The sequence below is a fragment of the Nostoc sp. NZL genome, from assembly GCF_015714705.1.
Lineage (GTDB): Bacteria > Cyanobacteriota > Cyanobacteriia > Cyanobacteriales > Nostocaceae > Nostoc > Nostoc foliaceum_A.
Window position 1 is genome coordinate 1 of record NZ_WBKL01000148.1, and the last position, 24,149, is coordinate 24,149.

Annotated in this window: 20 protein-coding genes, 1 pseudogene and 2 riboswitches; of the genes and pseudogenes, 10 read left to right on the forward strand and 11 right to left on the reverse strand. The window is 42.2% G+C overall.

The window, feature by feature from the left end; genetic code table 11:
* Positions 1-189: 189 nt before the first annotated feature.
* Positions 190-3,309, reverse strand: coding sequence for an MFS transporter (locus F8R90_RS20630; protein ID WP_196512236.1), 3,120 nt, complete (start codon positions 3,307-3,309; stop codon positions 190-192).
* Between the two features lie 536 nt (positions 3,310-3,845).
* Here F8R90_RS20630 and F8R90_RS20635 point away from each other — a divergent pair.
* Both F8R90_RS20635 and F8R90_RS20640 read left to right on the forward strand, forming a co-directional pair.
* Positions 3,846-4,058, forward strand: coding sequence for a high light inducible protein (locus F8R90_RS20635; protein WP_190890516.1), 213 nt, complete (start codon positions 3,846-3,848; stop codon positions 4,056-4,058).
* Positions 4,059-4,100: 42 nt separating this feature from the next.
* The gene (locus tag F8R90_RS20640; protein WP_196512237.1) at positions 4,101-4,313 is read left to right on the forward strand and encodes a high light inducible protein; all 213 of its coding nucleotides are present in this window, start codon (positions 4,101-4,103) and stop codon (positions 4,311-4,313) included.
* A gap of 409 nt (positions 4,314-4,722) precedes the next feature.
* Here F8R90_RS20640 and F8R90_RS20645 read toward each other — a convergent pair whose 3' ends face one another.
* The 5 genes from F8R90_RS20645 to ntrB form a co-directional block, all read right to left on the reverse strand.
* Complete coding sequence (locus F8R90_RS20645; protein WP_196512238.1) at positions 4,723-6,060, reverse strand: ArsB/NhaD family transporter; 1,338 nt, start codon at positions 6,058-6,060, stop codon at positions 4,723-4,725.
* A 113-nt stretch (positions 6,061-6,173) separates the two neighbouring features.
* A complete protein-coding gene (locus F8R90_RS20650; protein WP_190890775.1) occupies positions 6,174-6,794 on the reverse strand; it encodes a universal stress protein in 621 nt (206 codons plus the stop codon).
* Between the two features lie 220 nt (positions 6,795-7,014).
* Positions 7,015-7,129, reverse strand: a riboswitch (cyclic di-AMP (ydaO/yuaA leader).
* Between the two features lie 38 nt (positions 7,130-7,167).
* Positions 7,168-8,004, reverse strand: a complete 837-nt coding sequence (locus tag F8R90_RS20655; protein WP_196512284.1) for an ABC transporter ATP-binding protein — start codon at positions 8,002-8,004, stop codon at positions 7,168-7,170.
* 53 nt (positions 8,005-8,057) lie between these two features.
* Positions 8,058-9,500 carry an ABC transporter substrate-binding protein gene (locus tag F8R90_RS20660; protein ID WP_196512239.1) on the reverse strand — a complete coding sequence of 481 codons (1,443 nt, stop codon included), beginning with the start codon at positions 9,498-9,500 and terminating at the stop codon, positions 8,058-8,060.
* An 87-nt stretch (positions 9,501-9,587) separates the two neighbouring features.
* Positions 9,588-10,439 carry a nitrate ABC transporter permease gene (gene ntrB, locus F8R90_RS20665; protein WP_196512240.1) on the reverse strand — a complete coding sequence of 284 codons (852 nt, stop codon included), beginning with the start codon at positions 10,437-10,439 and terminating at the stop codon, positions 9,588-9,590.
* Between the two features lie 97 nt (positions 10,440-10,536).
* Positions 10,537-10,756, reverse strand: a riboswitch (cyclic di-AMP (ydaO/yuaA leader).
* Positions 10,757-11,173: 417 nt separating this feature from the next.
* Between ntrB and F8R90_RS20670 the strand changes: the two genes are divergently transcribed.
* Positions 11,174-12,364: a sensor histidine kinase gene (locus F8R90_RS20670; protein WP_196512241.1), complete on the forward strand. Its 1,191-nt coding sequence runs from the start codon at positions 11,174-11,176 to the stop codon at positions 12,362-12,364.
* Between the two features lie 58 nt (positions 12,365-12,422).
* Here the strand turns inward: F8R90_RS20670 and rnc are convergent, their stop codons facing one another.
* The 4 genes from rnc to F8R90_RS20690 form a co-directional block, all read right to left on the reverse strand.
* The gene (gene rnc / locus F8R90_RS20675; RefSeq protein WP_196512242.1) at positions 12,423-13,109 is read right to left on the reverse strand and encodes a ribonuclease III; all 687 of its coding nucleotides are present in this window, start codon (positions 13,107-13,109) and stop codon (positions 12,423-12,425) included.
* A gap of 138 nt (positions 13,110-13,247) precedes the next feature.
* Positions 13,248-14,048 (reverse strand): NYN domain-containing protein, encoded by an 801-nt coding sequence (locus tag F8R90_RS20680; protein ID WP_196512243.1) that lies wholly within the window; start codon positions 14,046-14,048, stop codon positions 13,248-13,250.
* A 532-nt stretch (positions 14,049-14,580) separates the two neighbouring features.
* Positions 14,581-15,186 carry a hypothetical protein gene (locus F8R90_RS20685; RefSeq protein ID WP_196512244.1) on the reverse strand — a complete coding sequence of 202 codons (606 nt, stop codon included), beginning with the start codon at positions 15,184-15,186 and terminating at the stop codon, positions 14,581-14,583.
* 42 nt (positions 15,187-15,228) lie between these two features.
* Positions 15,229-15,816 carry a Uma2 family endonuclease gene (locus tag F8R90_RS20690; RefSeq protein WP_196512245.1) on the reverse strand — a complete coding sequence of 196 codons (588 nt, stop codon included), beginning with the start codon at positions 15,814-15,816 and terminating at the stop codon, positions 15,229-15,231.
* Positions 15,817-15,907: 91 nt separating this feature from the next.
* On the opposite strand from F8R90_RS20690, the gene bchD reads away from it, so the two are divergent.
* On the forward strand, positions 15,908-17,944 hold the full coding sequence (bchD, locus tag F8R90_RS20695) for a magnesium chelatase ATPase subunit D (RefSeq protein ID WP_196512246.1): 2,037 nt from the start codon (positions 15,908-15,910) through the stop codon (positions 17,942-17,944).
* 36 nt (positions 17,945-17,980) lie between these two features.
* Here bchD and F8R90_RS20700 read toward each other — a convergent pair whose 3' ends face one another.
* Positions 17,981-18,766 carry an RNA polymerase sigma factor SigF gene (locus F8R90_RS20700; protein WP_069069688.1) on the reverse strand — a complete coding sequence of 262 codons (786 nt, stop codon included), beginning with the start codon at positions 18,764-18,766 and terminating at the stop codon, positions 17,981-17,983.
* Positions 18,767-19,091: 325 nt separating this feature from the next.
* On the opposite strand from F8R90_RS20700, the gene F8R90_RS20705 reads away from it, so the two are divergent.
* The 6 genes and pseudogenes from F8R90_RS20705 (at position 19,092) to F8R90_RS20730 (ending at position 23,887) form a co-directional block, all read left to right on the forward strand.
* Complete coding sequence (locus F8R90_RS20705; RefSeq protein ID WP_190890540.1) at positions 19,092-19,820, forward strand: Bax inhibitor-1/YccA family protein; 729 nt, start codon at positions 19,092-19,094, stop codon at positions 19,818-19,820.
* Positions 19,821-19,950: 130 nt separating this feature from the next.
* Positions 19,951-21,110 (forward strand): annotated as a pseudogene (locus F8R90_RS20710) (PCRF domain-containing protein).
* Between the two features lie 116 nt (positions 21,111-21,226).
* Positions 21,227-22,349, forward strand: a protein-coding gene (prfB, locus tag F8R90_RS20715) for a peptide chain release factor 2 (protein ID WP_196512247.1) whose coding sequence is annotated in 2 segments (ribosomal slippage) — positions 21,227-21,298 and positions 21,300-22,349 — 1,122 coding nt in all. Because the reading frame shifts where the segments join, the coding sequence is not laid out codon by codon here.
* A 206-nt stretch (positions 22,350-22,555) separates the two neighbouring features.
* Positions 22,556-22,711: a DUF3285 domain-containing protein gene (locus F8R90_RS20720; protein WP_104904774.1), complete on the forward strand. Its 156-nt coding sequence runs from the start codon at positions 22,556-22,558 to the stop codon at positions 22,709-22,711.
* 39 nt (positions 22,712-22,750) lie between these two features.
* Positions 22,751-23,278 (forward strand): rRNA maturation RNase YbeY, encoded by a 528-nt coding sequence (gene ybeY, locus F8R90_RS20725; protein ID WP_196512285.1) that lies wholly within the window; start codon positions 22,751-22,753, stop codon positions 23,276-23,278.
* A 153-nt stretch (positions 23,279-23,431) separates the two neighbouring features.
* Positions 23,432-23,887: a diacylglycerol kinase family protein gene (locus F8R90_RS20730; protein ID WP_190890544.1), complete on the forward strand. Its 456-nt coding sequence runs from the start codon at positions 23,432-23,434 to the stop codon at positions 23,885-23,887.
* Positions 23,888-24,149: the final 262 nt, after the last annotated feature.

The window sequence follows — 24,149 nt, forward strand, 5'->3', positions numbered from 1 at the left end:
GGGGGCGGGGAGCAGGGGGGGAATCACCATACATGAATGTAGTTGCTCTCTAACCCTTGTGGCAGGCTAATTCCAGTATCTTTCTCCCTGCCCTCTTCCCCCTGCTCCCCTGCCTCTTTGGTAAGTCTGCGGAACAAAAAAGCCTCCCATGATGGGAGGCTTAAAAGTTAGCGGAGAAAACTTATCAACCTACTGCGTAACTACAGCAATCACTCCTCCTAATGCAGAGAAAATCGCAGATACGGTTGCTGTGGCAAACAGCCACCAAGATGCTGAAGCTGCGGCTTTGCGGGTTTCTTCCGCTTGCCGTTGTGCTTGATGCTTCACCTGTTCTAGGCGGCGTTGGGCTTCATGCTGTATGCGTTCTGCACGTTGTAATACTGTGTTGCGGGCCCGTTCAATTTGATCGATGATCCGGTTGGCATCTTCCTCAGAGATGTCCTCACGAGAACTCATAATTGCCACTAGGGTATCACGGTCAAAAGAAGACAGGCGATCGCGCAGGGCATCAAACCCCGCTTGGGGATCGTCAAAAAATGTGCGGACATCGCGCTTGATATTATCGTAGTTAAGTTCTGGGCGATCCAAAGAGTTGAGATAGTTGCGAATGCGGGCAAAAACCCCGTCAATTGCATCTTGAATGCCTCGTTGGATATTCCGCACTTGTTCGACAAATTGATCCCTTACGGACACAATGTTATCGGCAATCCGTGCAGCTTCTTCATCGGAAATATCTTCCCGAATTTTCAGCAGGGCGATGATGGTAGAACGGTCAAAATGGGAAAGGCGATCGCTAAAAGTTTCTACTCCAACTCGTGGGTCGTGTAACAGTAGTTGCAAGTCGCGTTTAATACCTTCAGGATTAAGTTCTTCCTTGCCAGTTTGGCGCAGATACTCTTCCAGATAAGCTTTGAATGTTTCTGCTCTTTGCTGTGTCCGGGTAGCTAGGCGACGAGGCGCACGGACAAAGTTACGAATCGAAGTTTGGGTGGAATCAATGATTTCATTGACTTGTTCTTCACTCAAGTCTTTGCGTTGACTGAGCAATTTCACCAGTGTATCCCGGTCTACCTGCGACAACCGACGGCGCAGTGCTACGGCTCCCTCTTTGGGATTTTCAAACAATCTGGTCAAATCTCGCTGAATACCTTCAGGATTGAGTTCTTGTTTACCAGTATTCCGCAGGTAATCTGCGATCGTGGTAGTAACAGAGTCGTATTGCTCTTTCGCTTTATCCACAACAGCTTGGGGTGTGTGGCGAATACTATGCCAAGACTCCTCAGCAGCATTGATGATTTGATTAATCTGATCTTCACTCAAATCTTGCCGCTGATTCAACAATTGCACCAAAGTATCGCGGTCAAAGCGAGACAATCGGGCCCGAATAGAAGTAATTCCACTTTGGGGATCTTCCAGTAACTTTTTGAAGTCGGCGCGGATGGCATCAGGATTGAGTTCTGATTTCCCTGTGTTACGCAGATATGATTCTACATTCAGCCACAGGGTTTCTGCTTGATATTGTGCCTGTTCAGCCAGTCCTTTGGATTCTACCAAGACGCGATCGCGTTGTTTTTCCAACTCGTCCAGAATGCTGTCTACTTCATATAGCTGGATATCATTCCGTTCCAGCAATATCTCCCGGATTTCCTGACGTTCAAGGTGGGCTAGTCTCAATGTCAGGGTTTCATAATCTGCCTCTGAGTCTTGCAACAGTGGTTTGAAATTCTGCTCAATACCAACGGGAGTCAAATCTGCTTTTGGGGTAACGAGCAGATAACTTTCCACTGCACGTTGCAAGTCTTGGACTATCTCTCTTTCTTCGATACCTGTAACTGTCACTAGCACTTCTTTGCGGACAACTTCTAGCTGATCTGCAATGCGCTGAATTTGGGCTTGGGTAAGTAGTCCCCGTTGTTGCAAGATATTGACAAAATCGTTACGAGATAGTCGTTCTAATTCCCTGCGGACGATTCCAGGATCAGCTGCTGGGTCGTAAATGACATCACGAAATTCCTGGGCGATTTTTTCTTGACTCAGTTGCCAAGCATAAGTGTTGTGCAGGTAGTTTTCGACATCAGCCCGAATTGGGCTATAGGGTTCTGATGGTGTTGGCAAACCTAGCTTATCTGCTTGTTGGGTGACTTTTTCTTTGGCGGTGGTGAGGCTACGCAAGATTTTTTCCACATCCAAATCAGACAAATCTGTACGTCCCAACACAATGCCGGTTAAGGCGGATAGTCCTTGCTGGAGTGTACTTTGAATGGGCCCTGGAACCGCCTTTTGGTCAGCTTCTTTAGAGTCACGCATTTCTGCTACTAATCGATCCAGTTTGGCGTTGAGTTCATCTGTCTTGCTTTGTCCTGGTGGAAGTGATTTCAGATAATCCATTAACTCACCCATGCGGTCTTGGGTGGGTGGTTGCTGGCTCACTACCTGTTGCCAAACTTTGTACAACGTATCAGCAATCCGGTTAACGTCTTTTTTAGAAAGGTCGGTGCGACTGCTGACTAACTCGATAAACTTTTGGCGGTCGATGTTGCGGATATCTGGAGTCCCTGCGATCGCTTTTAATTGCGGATCGTTGAGTAAATTTTCAAAATCACTCCGAATCTTTGACACATCTAGTTCTGGAGGACGCAGCTTGTCTAAGTAATCCTCTATGTTCTCTCGGATACTCACAGGGTCGATGGCGCTGCCTAATTCCCGGCGGACAGCGGCGGCGGCGGCTTCAGCTGTCGCTACCACTTGGCTATTTACAGCCTTTGCGCCCAGTGCGGCGGTAGCTGTACCCATAATCGCTTGAAAACCGGAAGTTGCCGTATTGACGACTGAGCCAATTAAGGAACCCACGGTGGTGGAACTTACCCAGACAAGGAGCAAAAAGTAAGCGCCCCAAATCACCAAACCGAGAATCGCCCCCAATGCTGGGTCTAAGATTACAAGGCTTAATTTGACCGCGAGAAAAGAAGCGATTAATAAGGCGATCGTCACAGTGACTAATGTCCAAATCCCCACTGCGGTGCCAATTTTGCGAATGTTACCGCCCAAACTTCCGGCTTCCCCAGTATCTGAATCCGAGTCAGATGAGTGCCCCAGGTAGGAAATACCGGCTGCAAGGGAGAGATTAGTTAAAACTAATTGGAAAGCAAAGGCTAGGATCACGCCGGAGATTAAAGCCACAAAAAAGCGCGGCCCGGAAGTGAGAACCGATGCCTGTGCTGGCGTGACATTTGAGGGATCTACTGGAATCTGTGCCACCCACAATAGTGGTTTGTAGAGTCCCAGCATGATTTCCGTACTTTGGAACATTGTATTTCCTTCTACTTAAGTTTAAATTTGGGGAATTAAGAATTTCTTGAGAAGCAACTCTTAGTATTTATGTTTGTACCTATGGCATTACCTAACTCTTTAGCTCAGAATCCTGGAATTTAGCTGTCTAAAGCATCTCTCCAAAGATTGAAAAGTGTATCCAGCGGAAGATATAACTTTTATTATCTCTCGGTGGAAATCTTAATCAAATTGCCACCTACTATTAATTATGTATGGCTAGTTTTTAATTTTTAATTGCTTATTTATAGCGATTGATTCTGTTTAAATTATAGTTTCTCACGAAACCTTTACATTTTTTTACATATCAATTTTTGCTCACCCTCCCAAGGTGGATTTGTCTACAACAAGATGTTTCTATTAATCGTCCATAAGAAGTGCCTGCGGTTTGTGCCTACAGGCAGAAAGCAGTCTAGTTATAAACAGGTACATTAAAGTTAACAAATGAATTGTTGAGAACAAAACAAAGGCTACTAGAAACTAAACACCTAAAAATCTACTAGATTTTGGAGAAAAAAATGGCAACTCAAGAAACTCGTTCTTCTACTGATTTACCACCTGTTGCACCAGAATACAACGGCATAGATCGCAATGCATTTCTATTTGGTTGGACACCTCAAGCCGAAATTTGGAATGGTCGCTTGGCAGCAATTGGCTTTCTTGCCTATTTGCTTTGGGATTTAGCCGGTTATAGCGTCTTGCGCGATGTTTTACATCTGATTAGCTACTAGAAACTAAACACCTAAAAATCTACTAGATTTTGGAGAAAAAAAATGGCAACTCAAGAAACTCGTTCTTCTACTGATTTACAACCTGTTGCTAAAGCTTACAACGGCGTAGATCGTAATGCATTCCTATTTGGTTGGACACCTCAAGCCGAACTTTGGAATGGTCGCTTGGCAGCAATTGGTTTTCTAGCCTATTTACTTTGGGATTTAGCTGGTTATAGCGTCTTAAGGGACGTACTACACCTAATTAGATATTAGCAATAGCTCAGGATTGATAAGTAAGGGAGTATAAATAAATACTCTAACCCTAAACCCGGCTTCTCACTAAAAGTCGGGGATTTATCTCCTGAGCATTTTATCTTTAATTAGGTTGACCAAATAATTACTAATTCATAATTGAAGAGAGTACAAGCCGTTACAATAATCTTTGATTTGGTTGTTTGCAAGGCCTTTGCGAACTAGCTAGCATTACGCTATGAGTGATAAATTCAGAAGCTAACACCGATAGCGCAGCGTTAGGAAGTCCGCGAACGTATTTTACGAATTACGTTCGCGCAACCGTAGCGAGTCTGCGTACCCCTGTGGGGAAGCAAGCTACGCGTAGCGTGTTGTAGAGAGCATAATTATCAATAATATGAATTACTGAATTACTTTGACCCTTCTCTATCTAGAGCAAAAAGCGAACTAACACGTACAAAGCCGAAGCTACAAGTTGCAATACCATCACTGGGATACCGTAGTGTAGAAAAGTTTTAAATGATATACGGCGTCCATGCTGCTCAGAAATACCGGCGGCTACGATGTTAGATGATGCTCCTACTAGTGTGCCATTACCTCCCAAAGTTGCACCAAACATCATCGCATAAAACAGAGGTAATACTTCTGGCGGAAACTGCCCTTGAAAGTCTTGTGCTAAAACTTCGGCAGGTGCTAATCCGACAGTAACAATATATTGTTTGAGTAATGGCACCATCCCCACCACTAAAGGAATATTGGGCACTACGCTTGATAATATCCCCACAAAAAATAATAAAAATAGGGAACCCAGCACAATATTTTTTCCTAAAATCGCTGCCAATACTCCTGATAAACCATTAATTACACCTGTTTTTTCTAACCCTCCAATTAGCACAAAAATACTCATAAAAAATATCAATGTACTCCAGTCTACATCCCGCAGAATGTTGTTAACTGAATCGATTTTACTATGGTGGGATAAAAGCAAAGCTAAAGCTGCTCCTAACAAAGCTGCGGCAGCAGGTGAGATCGGAACTGGTAGAGATTCTCCGATGACAAAAAATAGCAGGACGAAAAATACTATAACTGCACCGACGCTTAAAGCTCGTGGATGATTGATTTGTGGATGTGGTAGTTCCTCAAGATTATCTAACTGTGTATTCCAAATTTTTCGGAATAAAAATGGTAGTGTTGCAATCACTATGACAATGGCAATTACTCCCCCTAAACTCAACTTCAATAAATAATCTGTAAAGCTAATATTCACAGCATCGCCAACAATAAATGTAGCTGGATCTCCAACTAAAGTCAGCAATCCCGCACTATTAGCAACAAATACCATTAAAATCAACAAGGGTACGAAATTTATCCCAACTTCCTGAGCCATTGGGGGAATTAAAGGTGCTAGCAACATTACTGTTGTGGCATTTGGCAAAACTGCACAGATGGGTGTAACGATAGCCACAATACCAAGTAATAGACGCTTGCCTTGTCCTTTAGCTATGAGTACTATTTGAGTAGCTAAATAATCAAATATTTTTGTAGGCTCAAAAGCCCGCACTAAGACCATAACTCCAAAGAATAAACCGAGTGTTCCATGACTGTTGCCGATATAACCAACAGCTTCTTCTAAAGTCATGACGTTGGTAAAAACTAATAACAATGCTCCCAACAATGCCGCAATGGTGAGATGTACCCATTCCGTCATTACTAAAACAATGACGCTTATAAATGTAATTACGCTGAGGATTGCTTGCCAGTTTTCCACACCTTACCTCTCGAAGTTTAATTGGTTGCATAGTAGCGAAAAAAGTCACCTAGTTGTAGGTGACTTATCTATCATTACAATTGGATAAAAATTACTGAAATTCTGAACAGTGATTATTCATCAATACAACTGGGAATACCCAAAACGGCGCAGGGAAAATTAGAACCTAGTGCCTCAATCATCGGATGATTAACAGAGTTGCAACCTAAAAACAGAATATCGGCAGTTTCTGATTCAACAACTTTGGTAAGTTCTGTGTAAATGCAGCCAAACCGCAAATGAGATTTGAAGCAACCCTGCCATTCTTCAGCCAGACTTCGGGCTTGCCAGAGAATTATATCTGCTTGTTGTAGGGGAGTTACTACTGTCTGCAATTGGGGTTGACTTAATACCAGTGTGGCAGATTTTGATACTTCATTAACTTGGCATTCCAATGAAGGCTGTTGTTGTGGAAAGCTCAAGATATTTGGATACTGGCTGCTTTGATTGTCTTCTAGCACATAAACGGCTTGAACTGTGACTTCTGCATTGGTGGCTAAACGCGTTTGATGGGCAATCCAGAAAGCAATATCTAGCGCCGTATGACTGTTAGGAGATGCGTCATAGGCAACAATTAAATTAACTGCTTTTGCTTTTTGAGGTTTTTTAGAAAAAGGTTTTTTTGGTTCTGGCAACAGTACCATTTGTTCAATTAAGTCATCTCGGCCTGTGGCACTTTGCAGACGTGCTAACATTGGCTTAATTTGCACAGTTTTACTTCTCCCAATGAAATTAATTAGTAATGAGAAGCAGGGCGATTAATTTGAGATTTTGGACTTTCCTGCAGAACGCTACGCGAACGGCTACACTCAGTCAAAAGATTTTGGATTTTAGATTGAGTGATGATAACCAAAAGTTCAAATCTTAAATCAGTCAAGGAAACCCCAATAATAACTGTATTACAGCCAAAGTCTTGGGGGTTCCTTCCATTGCCTACGGAGTTAGCTGACGGGCTAAGACTGGAAGGTGTCTCTCGTAAGATTAGCCCCAAACATTGGTTCCTCCGTTCCAAATTCAGCTTTCATGAATTTGAATTAGGCTACCCACTAAAAAAAATGATAATCTAATTTACTCGTCTTGGGCAAAATATCGGTCAAGGAAATTTAGGGCGTGGTTGCGGAGTTCAAAATATTCTTTTGAGTTTCGCATGGCGGCGCGATCGCGTGGATGCTCAAAAGGAACTTTTAAAATCTCTCCTATACTAGCAGATGGGCCATTGGTCATCAAGACGATGCGATCGGACATATAAATTGCTTCATCTACATCGTGGGTAATCATCATCACTGCTTGACGATTATTTTCCCAAATATCCAATACCTGCCGTTGTAATTTGCCACGAGTTAGCGCATCTAGTGCCCCAAAAGGTTCATCCATCAGCAACATTTTAGGACGAATTGCTAAAGCTCTGGCAATACCTACTCGTTGTTTCATACCTCCAGAGATTTCATCGGGATATTTGTCAGCCGCCGCCGTCAAGTTTACCATTGCCAAGTGTTGATTTACAATGCTGATTTTTTCAGCCCGATTAGCATTTTTTAGCACTTCATCCACAGCTAACCGGATATTTTCTCGCACGGTTAACCAAGGCAACAGCGAATAGTTCTGAAATACCATCATCCGCTCGGCTCCTGGCTGACGAATCTCTTTCCCATCTAGCCGGACTGAGCCGGAAGTGGCTTTTTCTAAACCAGCTACTATCTTTAGTAGGGTTGATTTTCCACAACCAGAGTGACCAATTACAGAAATATATTCATCTTCACCAATCGTCAGATTAACTCCATCTAAAACGACAAAGTTATCTTTATCAGGTGTCGGATAAGACTTGACTAAATTTTCAATTTCTAAAAACCCAGTGCGGGGCATAACTTCGGTCTGTGTATTAATAGGTAATGAGGTATATTCCATCATCGAAACGCTCCAGAAATAATTTAGTCATCAGTCAATATTTGAACTTAGATTTAAGACATGAAAAAGTTAGTGGGAGCATTAGCCCTGATGGCAAAACTATTCAGATAACCCACCGGATCGCTGGGGTCGAAGCCTTTCTTATCTATAAATACTTCTGGTGGTTCGACCTTGTAATCATCCTTGGGACACTCGATGCCCATTTCAGACGCTATCTCCCGATATAAATCTGTTCTCCAACCAAGTTCTGCTAGTTCTTCGGCATTTTTGGGGAATTCTTTAATTTGTCCCCACCGCGCTGCTTGTGTCATCAACCAGATACTTCTTGATCTCCATAAAAATGTTGAGTGTTCTGCTGGCTGTTTGGGAAGGTTGTCAGGAATATCGAAGAAAATCGTGGTGTCAGCGGCTTTGATGGTGCGGTCTTTGCCATCAAAGCCGCCATAGTTGTAGTTGCCGAGAATTCCCGGACTTGTAAACTTCGCAATTGGCGCATCTTTCTTGTTAGGTCTAGCACCTGTAAAGGAACGGTCTGTTATTAGTTCGGCTACTTCTTGGCGATTTTCTACTTTGCTGCAATACTGACAGGCTTCAATCATCGCCTTGACTAAAGAACGATAGGTTTTGGGATATTTGTCGATGAAAGATTCCATCACCCCCAAAAGTCGATCTGGGTGTCCCAACCAGACTTCTTTACCTTGTGCAAAGGTAAAACCGATGTTTTCATTACCTGTTATTGCCCGTGTATTCCAGGGTTCTGCAACCATGTAAGCTTGCATTGCACCAATCCGCACGTTTGTTACCATTTGGGGTGGCGGAACGATGATGACGCGAAACTCTTTAAGCGGATCAACACCTGCGGCGGCGGATAAGTAACGGATAAAGTATTCGTAAATGGAGGAACTTAATACTACTGCCCAAACTCTGTTTTCTGGCGGTTGCTTGTCAAAGTAGCCTCGGAAATCGCGCCCAAAGGCTTCTAAAGCACCATCGCCATATTTTTCTTGATACTCATACCACGGACGCAGCCCAAAATCCCACATGGCTTTGTTCATTGTCATGGCGTTACCGTGGCGGTGAATGGTCATGGCTGCACACAAAGGGGCGTGGCGTGCGCCTTCGGCACCAATTCTGGCGTTGGTAACTGCACCAGATACAACGGGTGAAGCATCCAAGCGACCAAAAATTAAACCGTCGCGGGAAGTAGCCCAACTGGCTTCGCGGTTGAGTGTAACGTTCAAACCATACTTGTGGAAGAAGCCTTTTTTCCAGGCGATCGCAAATGGTGCACAATCATTAACGGGAACGTAACCAACTGTAAGATCGGCTTTTTCTAGGTCGCCGCTTTTAACTACTGGTTGTACAGCTAAGGCTTCTTCTGTCAATCCTTTGGCTGATCTATCTCCTGAAATCCCACAGGAGGAAAGCGCCATTCCCGCTGTTGTTGCTCCTATTCCCTTGATAATATCTCGTCGAGTCCAGTTAATATCACCCATTTTTGTAGCTCCATTGGTGATTAATTGCTCATGCTACAAGCGCAGAGTCATGTTACATCTTGCTGTTTTGATAGCAGCCAAATTTTGTTAGTTGGAAGTTTTAGGGCGATGGGTTACTAATTCTTCAATTTTGCCAACGGCGTAATCCAGGATTAACCCAGTTACACCAATTATCAACACAGCTAAAAAGACTGAACTCAGGTTTAAGCGACTCCATTCATCCCAGACAAAAAAGCCGATACCAATACCGCCTGTGAGCATTTCCACGGCAACGATTACTAGCCAAGCTATCCCTAAACTAATTCGTAAACCTGTAAAAATATATGGCAAACTTGCAGGCCAAATGATTTTTGTAATCCGCCGCCAACGGGGCATTTCTAGCACTCGTGCCACATCTAAATAATCTTTGGGAACACTAGAAACACCTAAAGCGGTATTAATAATTGTTGGCCATAGGGAAGTAATAAAGATGACAAAAATTGCTGAAGGATCTGCCAAATTGAAAATTGCTAAGGCAATGGGCAGCCAAGCTAGGGGTGATACAGGTTTAAAAATTTGAATGATCGGATTAAGTGCTAGCATTGCCGGTCTGGACATGCCAATGAGAAACCCCAGAGGAATCGCTACTACCGCACCTAACAAAAAGCCTATTAATACCCGGCGCAGACTTGCTATTAACAACCAACCAATTCCCAAGTTGCCTGGGCCTCGCTGGTAGAAGGGATTTAAGATGTAGTCTAGATTAGCGATGAACGCTTCTGGTGGGGTGGGCATCAATTCATGGTTGACAAGTGCAACAATCCACCACAACACAACTATTCCCAAGAAGCCCAATACAGGTAGAATGAAGACATCTCTAAGGATGACAGGGCTTGCCTTTTTCCAGGCAGCTTGTCCAGCGATCGCTGCGATCACTGCTAAATTTAATTGGAATATCATTTACAACCTCAACAGATTTAAGTGCAGGTACAAAAAAGCCGAGCAGTACCAGCCTTGGACACTGATGAGATCGGAACATTGTAAAAATGCCGTCTCTTCAGTCTCCTCTCAATGCCTACGAAGTTAGCTGACGGGCTAGGGCTGAGAGATGCCCTTCTGTAGAAAGTTATGAGTTATGAGTTATGGGTTACTAAATTTTATTTAATTCCTAACTCCTCACTCTCAACTCCTCACTTTCTATGAGATACGCCCCACAATTTGGTTCCTCCGCTCCAGCGTTATGCACTGTGACACGCTGAATTAGGCTGACTTACTCTAATGGATACTAAATTATGGACAATATAACATCGATGCTCAGTAAAAGCCATCTATCTTATGATAAATGTTGTTAATTAAAATACCAAAATCAAGTGTTATTTCTTAATTTGTAGTAATAATTAAAACTTGTGTTGCTAGTTAAGTTGTGAGTGAACTCCTTACACAGACTACTAAACAATATAGTCGAGCCAAGCATTAAGAATGTTACATACCTAATTAATATTTTTTAAAAAGAAATATAATGTACTGGCAAAATTTTATACAATCTTAATTGCTCAACAACTAGAAGAGGATGTGCAATCTATTCCTTTTGGTAGGTGAAAAATATCACTAACTTTGGTAAAAACTCATTGCACTCGCTAAACTAATTGCATATGGAAGTTTACTCATTTATCTCTTAGCTGATATTTAACATAATGGATTTTAGTCAAGTACTGGCTGAAAAAACGGACACCATCCTCGATAAATGGATTCTAGCAGTTCGCAAGGATAGACGGATTGAAAGTGCTGATGACCTATCTTATACAGCAGTAAAGGATCACATCCCTGATGTTTTGAAAGCGATGGTGACAGTGCTTTCAAAATCTCAGGATAATGATATTCAGTCAATAGTTACTGCTAGTTTCCAGCATGGAGCTATTCGAGCCGAACAAGGCTTTGATCCAGCAGAAATAGCTACAGAATATCATCTGCTGCGAACGGTAATATTTGATACTATACAATCAGATTTATTGAGTGGAACACCTGTAGAGATAATTCGTTCCATGCGTTTGATTGACGCTATTATAGACGAAGCGATCGCTCGCTGTTTCAAGAGTTATGTTGAGGAGCGGTTGCGAGAATTACAGCAGTTGCAGTCATCATTAACACTCCACAATGAAGAACTCACGCGCTTGATTAGCGCCAATCAAGAGTATCTTTCACAACTAGCCCACGAATTGAAACATCCACTAACTTCTATTATTGGTTACTCGGATTTGTTTTTACGCCAACAACGACGCAAAACAGAGATAAAAGATAACTATAGCAATTTAGAACATATTGAGCGAGTGCTACGCAACGGTAGACAGTTACTCCATCTGATCAATGATGTGTTAGAACTTTCGCGCTATGACTCAGGGCAGATAAAACTCCAACTAGCACCCACAGATGTGCGTGAATTAATCAATAATGTTTGTGAAATGTTGGAACCTTTAGCTGCTGGGAAAAATTTAAAAGTCGTAGTAGATTGCGATCGCGCTCCCAAAGAATTAATCACAGATTCTTTTCAATGCCAACAGATTATTACAAATCTTATTAGTAATGCGATTCGCTATACAGAGTCGGGGACTATTATTATAATGTGTCAGGTGTTGGAGAACCAGAGATGTGCGATCGCAGTTTGTGACACTGGAATTGGCATTGCATCCGAAAATCAAGCCCAGATATTTGAACCTTATTTTCGCGTAAGTTCAAGCGATCGTCCCTATCTCGCTGATAGTACAGGATTGGGATTAGCGATCGTCTCCCGCTTAGTAAAACTACTCAAAGGTGAAATTAAGCTAGTCTCTGAGGTAGGCGTTGGTTCTACTTTTACTGTAATTTTGCCTTTACAAATCGAAAGTTGATTTCGCGCCAAGACGTAAAATTATTCTTTGCGCCTTTGCGTGAAATCAAAAAACATGATTACAACAAACCTTGTTTTTTCAACTTAGCTAGCGCATCCTCAGCAGAAGCTTTCTCTGCATCTTTCTTATTACGTCCCTTACCTTCGCCGTAAATTTTTCCATCTACCAATACTTTTGCTATGAATTCTGGCGCGTGAGAAGGGCCTCCTATTTGTTCCGTGAAATATTTGGGAGGAGTTGGAGTAACGTTGCGTTGCACCCATTCTTGAAAACGATTTTTTGAGTCTACATTAGAACGAGACACAACTATATGCTTAGGATCTACAGAATCAAATAGTGGTTCTATAATTGCCCGAACTGCTTCAATATTGGAATCATTATCCAAATAGTAAGCACCAAGTACAGCTTCAAAGGTGCTACTAAGCAAATTAGGATTTTGGTAGCCTCCATCTCGAATAGCGCCTTTTCCTAAACGCATCCTAAAGTCTAAACCTACCTCTTCAGCGAACTTTGCCAATTGCTTCTCATCTACCAGCGCCGAACGCCGCCGGGTTAATTCATCTTCTCCCATTTCTGGGTGACACTTGTATAGATATTCGCCGCTTAAGAAATTTAGCAAGGCATCACCGAGGAATTCTAAGCGTTCATTATGTTCGCCTTCTCCGGGGTTTTCATGGACATAAGAGCGGTGAGTAAGCGCACGACGCAGAAGTTTTTCATCATGGAATATTAGAAGTTTGTGCATTTTATCTTGTGTCCTGTTGCAGAAATTGACTGTTGGGAAAGTTTACAAGTGTTCTTTTGTTCAGACATGGAAAAACCGCAAATCGCGGTGTTTTGGGAAAACCCAGTTTTTTATTCAACTGGGTTTTTAAAAGCTATTTTAGGCAGCCAGTATATCTAACTCAGTTAAAAACAACTCCTGATTTTGCTTTCGGACTTTGCCATCCTTGACAGCAACATCAATAAACTGACTAAAACTCTTAAATTTTTTGCTATCATCTGTAGAAATAGATAAGTATCCTTGATAGTTAGCACAACGTTGACGCATCAATCTATCAATGCGACCAAATACGGTAGGCTTACCTTGGCTTGAGACAGTTTTGATAGCTTCTATTAAATACTCTATAGCGTCTTTGTAATTAATCTGAGACACAATATCTGTGTTTTGAGGTTGATTCTTATTGCTATTGGCAACTAGCTGAGGTAATTCATCTACAAAATGGAAGTTATCATTACCAACCAGTTTAATTAAATTTGGACTAGCACTACCTCTTTGAGCAAAAATTATCACCTTTTTACCCAAAGATTTTAGAATACAAATTAAGCCGGCATAGTCCCAGTCTCCTGAAAATAGGATAATTGTTTTTAGAGAAGGATTAAAAGCAACTGCTTGAACACAGTCAGCAATCAATCGATAATCTGCACTATTATTTGAATTATCAGGAACATCAACACACTTCATACCAAGAATTTCTAGCTCATTTTTGGTAAAAATCTGGTCTATGTACTGTGAATTATAGTAGACATTTTTCCAGTCTATACGCCCCTTAGATTGGGCAAATTCCAGCAAAAAATGACCCTTACTTTTAATTGAAGAGACGTTCTGAATATCGGCAAAAATACCAATAGCATTTTTATGCTGGCTTGTTTGTTTTTTGGAAAATTGATTAGCGTGTGGCATTGTAATGTATCCAGTTATTGTTTGGTGAACTGGACAGCTTCAACAAATTACACATCTAGCAGTAGCAGGGCTTTATGCGAGGAATTTGTACTCAAAAAGTACTACCTTGTAATAAAGCTTCCTAACGTCGCTTTCGTTTGGTTCAAGTCTCAGCCGTAGAACTCCTGGCTTCCTACCAAGTTTCGCGTCATCCTTTCCCCTGAACATTCATCCAAACATCTTGTCTTCCCATTGAAATTCTAGTCAATTAGTTGACTTGACATTAGGCTAAATACTCAGCCGAAGGGATGACTCGAAGCTCGGCAGGAAACTAGGAATTCTGCTGCTGAGACAACACCAAAAACCTGCGCTTTAGAGTGCGGTTGTTGATTCTGTCTTAAATACAGAATTGCATAGCTGCTACTGGATGTCAATATAGTTATTTATGAAGTTTTAGTAAAAGCGTAGACGCGCAGCGGCTTGTCGATTATCTATGGTAATTCTCTAAAAGCCAGCATTGATTTAAATAATATTCTAGCTAATAAATAATTTACTATTTGCTTTGCGCGATCGCACCATACAAAATACCTAAAATCCTCTTAATATCCTTAATATAATATTCACTCAAATCAATCGAAACTACATTGCCTTCAAGCTTGAGAAATTGCCAGATAGTACCGATAGTAACAGCACCATATATAGCTTTGATTTGATTTCCACCTCTCTCGTTAAATAACTGAGCCGCTACCATTTCGGCAATACATTGGGCTAAACCAGACCTCAAATTCTCATTTTTACTTTCTACTAAAACAACTACCGGACTACGCACAAGCAACTGCTCCGAAGAAAGACTCAAAATAAAATCGCAAAAGCCATTTAGTCCTCGTTGGCTATCAACAGTAAAATCAACTCCAGAAAAAAAGCTTATTTCATAATTAAATTTGCGTCTAATTTCTAACAAAATTGGACTGATAATCATTTCACTACGAGCTTTTTCCGAACTTATCGCTACTGCTAAATCAACATTTTCCCTAAGAAGAGTAGATAATAAATCACTACATTCTTGCTCCTGCACATTTGCGAATAGTCCAGATGATTCGTGGATAACTAACCCAAAAGAATCAATAACTTCAAGAAGTTTAAAATCACTATAAGCCATAAAACTACTCTTTTGTCTTATGACTGAATTCTATAACAAAGTTTAAAAATTCAGCTTTGGCGGAAACACTCTAGCTAAATCAAGAGACAAATCAGGAAAACAAGGAAAATTTATCACCTGGGTGGACAAGACAATTCGCTTATTTGAATAACCATATCTGCCTTGATTATCCTGATATGGTTCACTGTAAGCTTCCAAATAGTTATCAAATAAATTGAATATCCAATAATCAGTAATACCCGCTTGAGCATAGAGAGGTATTTTAACATCTTGGTCATAAGCTAAAGAAGAATCCGAAACCTCTATCACCAATAACACCTCAGCAGCTTGAGGATGACCAGAAAGATAATTATCATCTCGGTTTTGAAGAATAGCAAAATCCGGTTCAGGTTCGCTATTAGGTGGCAAAGCAATCGGAGCTTGAGATTGCAAAGTTGCCCTATCACCTACAAGTTTTGGAAGTTCTCGCAACAAGTTTCGCAAACAAGTTTCATGGGCTTTACCTTTGGATGCCATTTCAATAATTTCCCCATCAATTAATTCAATGTGGTCATCTTCATGGAAAAAGCCCAATTCTCCAAGCCTGTGGTATTCATCTAGTGTGAAGCGTTTAGCTTGAGCAACACTCATAACCTTACCTTTCTCTCATTGCCATAATCCCTATTCTAAATGTGTCAGAAATTGGTATGCTAAAGGCCGAGACTCGCTATAAAAGCAAACAATGCCTGCGCCTACTATAAATCCCACCATCACTGCCTTTCCCTTGACAGCCGTAGTCGGTCAAGAAGCAATTAAATTAGCCTTGCTGTTAGCCGCAGTTGATCCTGGTTTAGGAGGAGTAGCGATCGCAGGTCGTCGTGGTACGGCAAAATCTGTAATGGCTCGTGCTATCCATGCTCTACTACCGCCGATTGAAGTTGTCAAAGGTTCAATCAGTAATTGTGACCCCAATCACCCAGAAGAATGGGACGATCAACTTTTGGCGGAGTACGCAGACAAAGACATTCAAGATGTTCCCGTCGAAATTATCCCCGCGCCTTTTTTGCAAATTCCTCTAGGTATCACTGAAGACCGACTATTAGGTTCAGTAGATGTTGAAAAGTCGGTAAAACAAGGTGATACCATTTTTCAGCCCGGATTACTCGCTACAGCCAACCGGGGTGTACTGTACGTAGATGAAATTAATTTATTAGATGACCAAATATCAAATCAGCTTTTAACAGTATTATCTGAGGGACGCAACCAGATTGAACGGGAAGGGATTAGTTTTCAGCATCCGTGTAAATCCCTATTCATTGCCACCTACAATCCAGAAGAAGGCGGATTACGGGAGCATTTGTTAGATAGAATTGCGATCGCACTCTCTGCTGACGGTGTACTCGGCTTAGATCAAAGAGTAGCAGCAGTTGAGCAAGCGATCGCTTATTCTAAATCTCCCCAAGACTTCCTCAAACAGTACAACGAAGATTTAGACTCCCTCAAAACCCAAATTATCTTGGCGCGGGAATGGTTAAAAGAAGTCATCATCACCCACGAACAAATTGCCTACTTAGTGGATGAGTCCATTCGCGGAGGAGTTCAGGGACATCGCGCCGAGTTATTCGCCACGCGGGTTGCCAAAGCCGCAGCAGCTTTGGAGGGACGGACAACAGTTAATGCCGAAGATTTGCGCCGTGCTGTAGAACTTGTGATTGTACCACGCGCCACAGTTGTACAGACACCGCCACCAGATCAAGCACCACCACCGCCTCCACCCCCACCGCAACAGAATCAAGAAGAACCCCAAGATGAATCAGAGGAGGAAGAACAAGAAGAACAGGAAGAACAAGAAGAAAATCAAGAGCAAGAACCCCCCAGCATCCCGGAAGAGTTTATCTTTGATCCAGAAGGGGTAATCCTTGATGACAACGTGCTTTACTTTACTCAAATGGCGAAGCGGCAAGGTAAATCTGGTAGTCGCAGCGTCATATTTTCTGATGACAGGGGACGCTACATTAAGCCGATGTTGCCCAAGGGGAAAGCGCGACGCATTGCAGTAGATGCCACACTGAGAGCTGCGGCTCCTTATCAAAAAGCACGAAGAGAAAGACAACCAGATAGAAAAGTTATTGTCGAACAGCCTGATATTCGCTCGAAACGCTTGGTACGCAAAGCCGGGGCGTTGGTAGTGTTTGTAGTAGATGCTTCTGGCTCAATGGCCCTGAATCGAATGCAATCGGCTAAAGGTGCGGTGATGCAACTGTTGACAGAAGCTTATCAAAACCGCGACCAAATAGCATTAATTCCCTTCCGGGGAGAACAGGCAGAAGTGTTATTGCCTCCAACACGTTCTATTGCCTTAGCACGTAACCGCTTGGAAAGGTTGCCCTGTGGTGGGGGTTCACCCTTAGCGCATGGTTTAACCCAAGCTGTGCGCGTTGGTTTAAATGCTCAGATGAGTGGAGATATTGGGCAAGTTGTCCTTGTAGCAATCACCGATGGGCGGGGTAATATTCCCTTAGCGCGTTCTTTAGGTGAACAGCTTGAACCAGGAGAAAAGCCAGATATCAAAGGAGAATTATTAGAAATTGCTGCCAGAATCCGTGCTTTGGGGATGCAACTATTAGTAATTGATACAGAAAGTAAATTTGTGTCTACTGGCTTTGCCAAAGAATTATCGCAAACAGCAGGCGGTAAATATTATCATTTGCCAAAAGCGACAGATCAAGCTATTGCTGCTATGACCAAAGGTGCGATCGCTGATTTAAAATCTAGATAATTAGTCATTAGTCATTGGATTTTTGACTCAGTACGACTACGAACCAGTGGGCATTACCTGTGGTTGTAAATAGCAAATCAAATCCTGGATTCCCTTTTGGAGATAGCGCGTTACTGTCATTGGACTAGTGCCAATATTTTTAGCGGCATCTTTGCGAGAAAGTTCCTTCAAAAATACCATTTCGACTGCCATGCGGGGCTTTTCTTCCAACATATTGATTGCACCTTGCAGTTGTTGGCGTTCTTCTTCTTGTTGTAAAAGAACATGAGAACGGGGACAAGGAAGTGCTTCACCCAAGGTTATTTGGCAATCAACATAGTTAACTGCGGTTGCATCTAAACTTAAAGGCATCCGATTTTGAGCGGCTAACTTGGTTTCTTGCCATTCTTGCACAGATACCCGAAGTTGGCTGGCAATTTCAGCATCCTTGGGCTGGCGACCTAAAGACATTGCCAAGTCCTTGCGAATCTTTTGCCCTTCATTATATAATTCTTGCCAACGACGGGGAATTTTTAATAGAGTACTGCGATCGCGCAAAAAGTGCAGCATCTCACCACGAATATATGGCACAGCAAAGGAACTAAAAGCATATCCTTGACTGGGGTCGAAACGCTCAATTGCCCTAATCAAACCAAAATAACCAATTTGTTCTAAATCTTCATAAGGTTCATTACATTGATGGCTGAATTTATGAGCCATCTTCCGTACTAAGCCAGTATGTAACTGTACAAGTTTATTACGAAGTTTAATAGAAGGATTCTGGTGGTACAAGTGTAATAATTCTATACCATCAGTTCGTAAAGAGGACTCACTTGTTGCCATATACATTCCTTTGTTGAAACTCCTATTCCTCAGAAAATGGAGTTGCGTATATTTTCTTCTAAGCTGTTATTATTTTGCTTAGTCAGGGCAGAATAAGCCATCGTCGTTTCACTGAACTTATGAGGGGCCGAACTCCATAATTCAGTATTTGTACGCATGATTTTGCTAACCTCTCTGTTGCAGGTTATTTTTGTTTTTCACATAAAAATTTCAATATTGGATAATGTTTTTTGTTTAGTTGTCTCTTCCCCTTCCTGGTTTCTCGCCCAAAATCTTGGTAAGAATAGGAATAGGCAGAAGTTTTCCTAAAAAACAGTTTTTCAATATGAGCAATACCAGTAATTTTCGTGAAGCTATGCGTGAGGCTAAATCTCACGCCCTCGTAGGCCCAAATGTGATTGCCAACGCCCTCCCCTACGTTGGTGGTGGATTAGTGCTAACGGCATTAGGAACCTACGGCGGTTTGGGAGTTATCCGTACTAACCCCGGAATATTCTTTCCCACCTTCATTGGTGCGGTGATTTTGGAGTTAATTTTGTTCTTTGTTGCCCAAAATGTTGCTCAAAAAGGTAACAAGGGGCTTGCACTACCACTGTTGGCAACCTATAGCCTCTTGTCTGGATATACTCTCAGTGGCTTGATATTTGTCGCTTTGAGATCCCAAGGTGTTGGCATTCAAGGCATTGGTTTAGCTGCCCTTGGTTGTGGTGTCACCTTCATTGCTGCCCGTCAAATTGGTTCAAATCTCTCTGAACAAGATGGCATGGCTTTGACGAAAACCATTAATCTCGGTGTTATCGCCTTGGTGGTTGTGTGTCTTGCCCAATTCGGATTTGCCATGTTTGGTGTTTACACGCCAAATTGGCTAGAAATTGCCATTTCCGGTTTAGGAGTATTTCTGTTTGTTGGGGTTTCTGTTGTCGATTTCTACATCTTGCCCCGCACTTACAGTGATGACCAATATCTACCTGCTGCTTTATCGATGTACCTTACTTACATCAACTTGTTTGTCTTTATCTTGCGGTTACTAATTGCCATAAATGGCCGCGATTAATTGTCTGTAGACACTAACACAAGTAAAGTTTTATAAAGTAAAAACCGTGGTTGAATTTTTAGTAACCACGGTTTTTTCATCGTTTTAATATAGGATATATAGATACGTTAAGTATCAAGTGAGCAAAACTATGCTTGAACTCTCAAATATCAAAATTGAAGTAGAAAAGTTGTCTAATATCTTGACCAAGGCTGAAGGCTGTCTTTGACCTGCCAGAACTGTGTGCAAGAATTGAAGAGTTGAATCAATTGATTTCTCAAGCTACTTTCTGGCATAATTCTGCCAGTTTTTATCAGATACTTCAAGAAATTGATTTCCTCAAGGCTACAAAGAAACAATATCAGCGATCGCACTTCATTCTAGAAGATATCAAGGCTGCACTAGAACTACTAGAATTATCTGCTGATGAGGAATTGTTGCAAGAGGTACAAACTAACCTTACCCAACTACAGGAAGAACTCGAAATAGTAGAAATCCACCAATTACTGTCAGACCCCTGCGATGAGAAGGGGGCATTTTTGACAATTACGACTGAGGTTGGAGGTATAGATGCCGAACACTGGGCAACGATGTTATTGCAGCTATACCATCGTTGGGCAGTAAATCATAATCATAAAGTATATCTAGTGCAAGAGTCAGCAGGTGATTTAGGAGAGGTTAAACATGCCATCCTAGAAAGAAATTATAGGGCGTTATGCTTATGGCTGGCTAAAATCGGAACAAGGAACTCATGCAAGAATAGAGCGAATTTCTCCTGTTCATGGCAATGGGAAACGGCATACTTGCGTAGCCAACGTAGAAGTCAGCCCTATTTTAGATGAGTCTGTTGATTTTGAGATTCCAGAGAAGGATTTGGAAATTACTTTTTATCGTCATCGGGGGAATGTCAACCGAACAGAAACATGGGTAAAGATGGTTCACATTCCTACTGGGATTAGTGTATCTTGTAACCAAGAGCGTAGCCAGCTGCAAAATAAAGAGAAAGCTTTGGCTATTCTCAAGAGTAAACTGTTTGCGATGCCTACGGCTGGCTACGCCTACGCACTAGCCCAAAATGTCCAGCAAGTTGATGAAATTCAACCTCGGCTGATAAAATCTCTATCCAGCAAGCTCATCCGTGAATATATCTTGCATCCTTACACCAAGGTGAAAGATTTACGTACCAATGTCGAAACACCTGCTGCGACAGAGGTCTTAGACGGTAAGATTGATTTGTTTATCAAAGCCTATCTGCAACAGCTAAATCACACTACTTCACTGGGTAAAGAAGCACTTGAGAATTTCAAGTAACTTTTGTAACTAGTGCAGAAAAAATTTGCCCAACTACAGCTAAAATCAAGAAACACAAGTAGAATAAAGAGCAATTTTTTAATCCAAAGCGCTCTATCTATCATTCAACAAGCATTATGGATGTCCTAGAACTCAAACGCGAAATCGAAACGTTGTCTGGCCGCCTGGGTAAAACCCAGGACTATCTTTGACGTACCTGCACTGACAGCCAAAATTCAAGACCTCGAAAAAATATCATCACAGCCACAATTCTGGGATGACCAAACCCAGGCCCAACAAACGCTGCAAGAACTTAATGACCTGAAAGCCCATCTTCAGCAATACGATCGCTGGCACGCCAATCTAGAAGATACTAAGGTAGTTGTTGAATTGTTGGAGTTAGAAACAGATGAGGCGCTACTCCAAGAAGCCGAATCTACCATCACTCAACTGAATCGTGACCTTGACCAGTGGGAGTTACAACAGTTACTTTCTGGCCCCTATGATGCGGAAGGTGCTGTACTAACGATTAGTGCTGGTGCTGGTGGCACAGATGCTCAAGACTGGGCATTTATGCTGATGCGGATGTACACCCGTTGGGGCGAAGCTCACGGCTATAAGGTAACTTTAGCTGAAGAGTCGGAGGGTGATGAAGCCGGAATTAAATCGGCAACCCTAGAAATTACTGGTCGCTATGCTTATGGTTACTTGCGTTCAGAAATGGGTACACATCGCTTAGTGCGGATTTCACCTTTTAATGCTAACGGCAAGCGACAAACCAGTTTTGCAGGAGTGGAAGTCATGCCACAGATAGATAACTCTGTGCAACTGGACATTCCAGACAAGGATTTGGAAATCACCACAACTCGTTCTGGTGGTAAAGGTGGGCAAAATGTCAACAAAGTAGAAACTGCGGTGCGGATTGTTCACCTTCCTACAGGTCTTGCTGTGCGCTGTACAGAAGAGCGATCGCAGCTGCAAAATAAAGAAAAAGCTCTAAATCGCCTCAAAGCAAAGCTGTTGGTCATCGCCAAGGAGCAACGTGCCCAAGAAATTGCCGAAATTCGTGGCGATATGGTGGAAGCCTCCTGGGGAAACCAAATCCGTAACTATGTGTTTCACCCTTACCAAATGGTGAAGGATTTACGTACAAATACAGAAACAACAGCGATTGGTGATGTGATGAATGGCGAACTTGATACATTCATTCAAGCTTATCTGCGCCAAGAAAATAAACTGGTAGAAAGCACTCCTTCATAATTGGAGATTAATGACAAGTACTAAGTAATTATTTTTAACATTACTTAGCACTTGTTCTTTATTTTTAGTGTTTCATATTGGCGCGATGCACAGCATTCCCTCTGATTGGGGCGTTTTCAGAGAATTTCCTTAGCAATATACAGGCGATCGCAATTCTATCCCAGACCAACTGTTACAGTTATAAAAGAGTCTGTGGACAAATAACTATGAGCAACTCTCCTTCAACAGAACCTCAACCTAGCTACGTAAAACTCGCCATGCGAAACATGGTGCGCAAGGGTGGAACTTCCCTGAAGCATTTTGCGTTGACTGCCGTAGGGCTTTTAGCTCTCCTTGTTGGTCTTGCTTACCTAACTCACTAACGCCAAACTGTAAACCTCAGACTAGGAGACTGTGTGCCCCTGAGAGTTGAACTATATGTGGAGGATTATTTTTATGAGTTGTCCCCGACAACATCTGTAAGCATTGGGGACACTCATCCCCGAATTACTCCTGAAACTTGGGAAAAATGGTTTAATGACTGGTTGGAAATACTTCACCCTCATATTCCGCCAGCGCCAAGTTATGAAATCGGGCTGCGTTTGACAGATGACTCGCAAATTCAAGAACTGAATGCCCAGTATCGTCAACAAAATAAGCCCACAGACGTTTTAGCCTTTGCTGCTTTGGAGGTGGATTTTCCTCAAAGCAAAGAAATGCTTGCCTCTGTACCATTATACTTAGGTGATATTATCGTGTCTGTAGATACAGCACAACGTCAAGCTCAACAGCAGGAACATACCTTACCAACAGAGCTAGCCTGGTTAGCTGCTCACGGTTTATTGCACCTCTTAGGCTGGGATCATCCTGATGAAGAAAGTTTGGGGCGAATGTTAGAACAGCAAGTGAGATTGCTGAATGCAATAGGTATTACTATTGACATCGAATAGCATTAGCTTGTGTATCCCTTAATGTTAATTTTGGGTAATACTTTTATAATACTTCTGTGGAAAATTGCTTAAAGATTGCCTCAAAGTTAATTCTGCCATTAAGATCGGCGAATATTCCCACTGTAGCAACTCTGTTCTTGTGTTTTTAAGTCTATGTCCCAAAAAATTTCTTCATCACCAACGCCTACCTCGTTACAAACACTGGTGTCTAACGAACGGGAATTCTCCTGGAAAGTGGCCTCTAATTTATTTGTCAGTTTTAAATATGCCTGGGCTGGAATCAGCTATAGTTTTCAAACTCAACGTAATTTTCGCATCCACGTAAGTGTTTGTGCCTTAGCGATCGCTTTAAGCGTTTTTTTGCATCTGCAAGCGGTGGAAATCGCAGTAATTGGCATAACTAGTGGTTTAGTTTTGGCATTAGAGTTACTAAATACAGCGATCGAGTCCCTTGTAGACTTAACCGTTAAGCAGACATACCATGATTTGGCAAAAATTGCTAAAGATTGTGCGGCAGGTGCAGTCCTTGTCTCTGCTTTGGTAGCGGTGCTGGTAGCTGGTACGCTCCTGCTCCCTCCTCTGGTAAAGTTAATTATATCGGCTTTGTAGAGGTGAATTGCGACGCCGATAGCGTACCACTCCGTGGAAGCAAGCTACGCGTAGCGTCTCGTAGAGAAGCGGTAGCGAGTCATTGAGCGTCATAGCCCACCGCAGGCATCGCCAAGTAACTCGGTAAGAGATCACACTCTGTCCGATCCCCTTTACAAAACATATTCAAAATTTAAGTAGTGCGATCGTGCCAAACATCCTAGGTGAAGGGTTACTGGGTAATCTTTATGCGTCCACGCCAGCTTTATTTTTACACCTAGCG

Coding starts and splice junctions, on each gene's coding strand:
- F8R90_RS20630 (WP_196512236.1), bottom strand. CDS start 3,309: ATGTTCCAAAGTACGGAAATCATGCTGGGACTCTACAAACCACTATTG.
- F8R90_RS20635 (WP_190890516.1), top strand. CDS start 3,846: ATGGCAACTCAAGAAACTCGTTCTTCTACTGATTTACCACCTGTTGCA.
- F8R90_RS20640 (WP_196512237.1), top strand. CDS start 4,101: ATGGCAACTCAAGAAACTCGTTCTTCTACTGATTTACAACCTGTTGCT.
- F8R90_RS20650 (WP_190890775.1), bottom strand. CDS start 6,794: ATGTTAGCACGTCTGCAAAGTGCCACAGGCCGAGATGACTTAATTGAA.
- F8R90_RS20655 (WP_196512284.1), bottom strand. CDS start 8,004: ATGGAATATACCTCATTACCTATTAATACACAGACCGAAGTTATGCCC.
- F8R90_RS20660 (WP_196512239.1), bottom strand. CDS start 9,500: ATGGGTGATATTAACTGGACTCGACGAGATATTATCAAGGGAATAGGA.
- ntrB (WP_196512240.1), bottom strand. CDS start 10,439: ATGATATTCCAATTAAATTTAGCAGTGATCGCAGCGATCGCTGGACAA.
- F8R90_RS20670 (WP_196512241.1), top strand. CDS start 11,174: ATGGATTTTAGTCAAGTACTGGCTGAAAAAACGGACACCATCCTCGAT.
- rnc (WP_196512242.1), bottom strand. CDS start 13,109: ATGCACAAACTTCTAATATTCCATGATGAAAAACTTCTGCGTCGTGCG.
- F8R90_RS20680 (WP_196512243.1), bottom strand. CDS start 14,048: ATGCCACACGCTAATCAATTTTCCAAAAAACAAACAAGCCAGCATAAA.
- F8R90_RS20685 (WP_196512244.1), bottom strand. CDS start 15,186: ATGGCTTATAGTGATTTTAAACTTCTTGAAGTTATTGATTCTTTTGGG.
- F8R90_RS20690 (WP_196512245.1), bottom strand. CDS start 15,816: ATGAGTGTTGCTCAAGCTAAACGCTTCACACTAGATGAATACCACAGG.
- bchD (WP_196512246.1), top strand. CDS start 15,908: ATGCCTGCGCCTACTATAAATCCCACCATCACTGCCTTTCCCTTGACA.
- F8R90_RS20700 (WP_069069688.1), bottom strand. CDS start 18,766: ATGGCAACAAGTGAGTCCTCTTTACGAACTGATGGTATAGAATTATTA.
- F8R90_RS20705 (WP_190890540.1), top strand. CDS start 19,092: ATGAGCAATACCAGTAATTTTCGTGAAGCTATGCGTGAGGCTAAATCT.
- F8R90_RS20720 (WP_104904774.1), top strand. CDS start 22,556: ATGAGCAACTCTCCTTCAACAGAACCTCAACCTAGCTACGTAAAACTC.
- F8R90_RS20730 (WP_190890544.1), top strand. CDS start 23,432: ATGTCCCAAAAAATTTCTTCATCACCAACGCCTACCTCGTTACAAACA.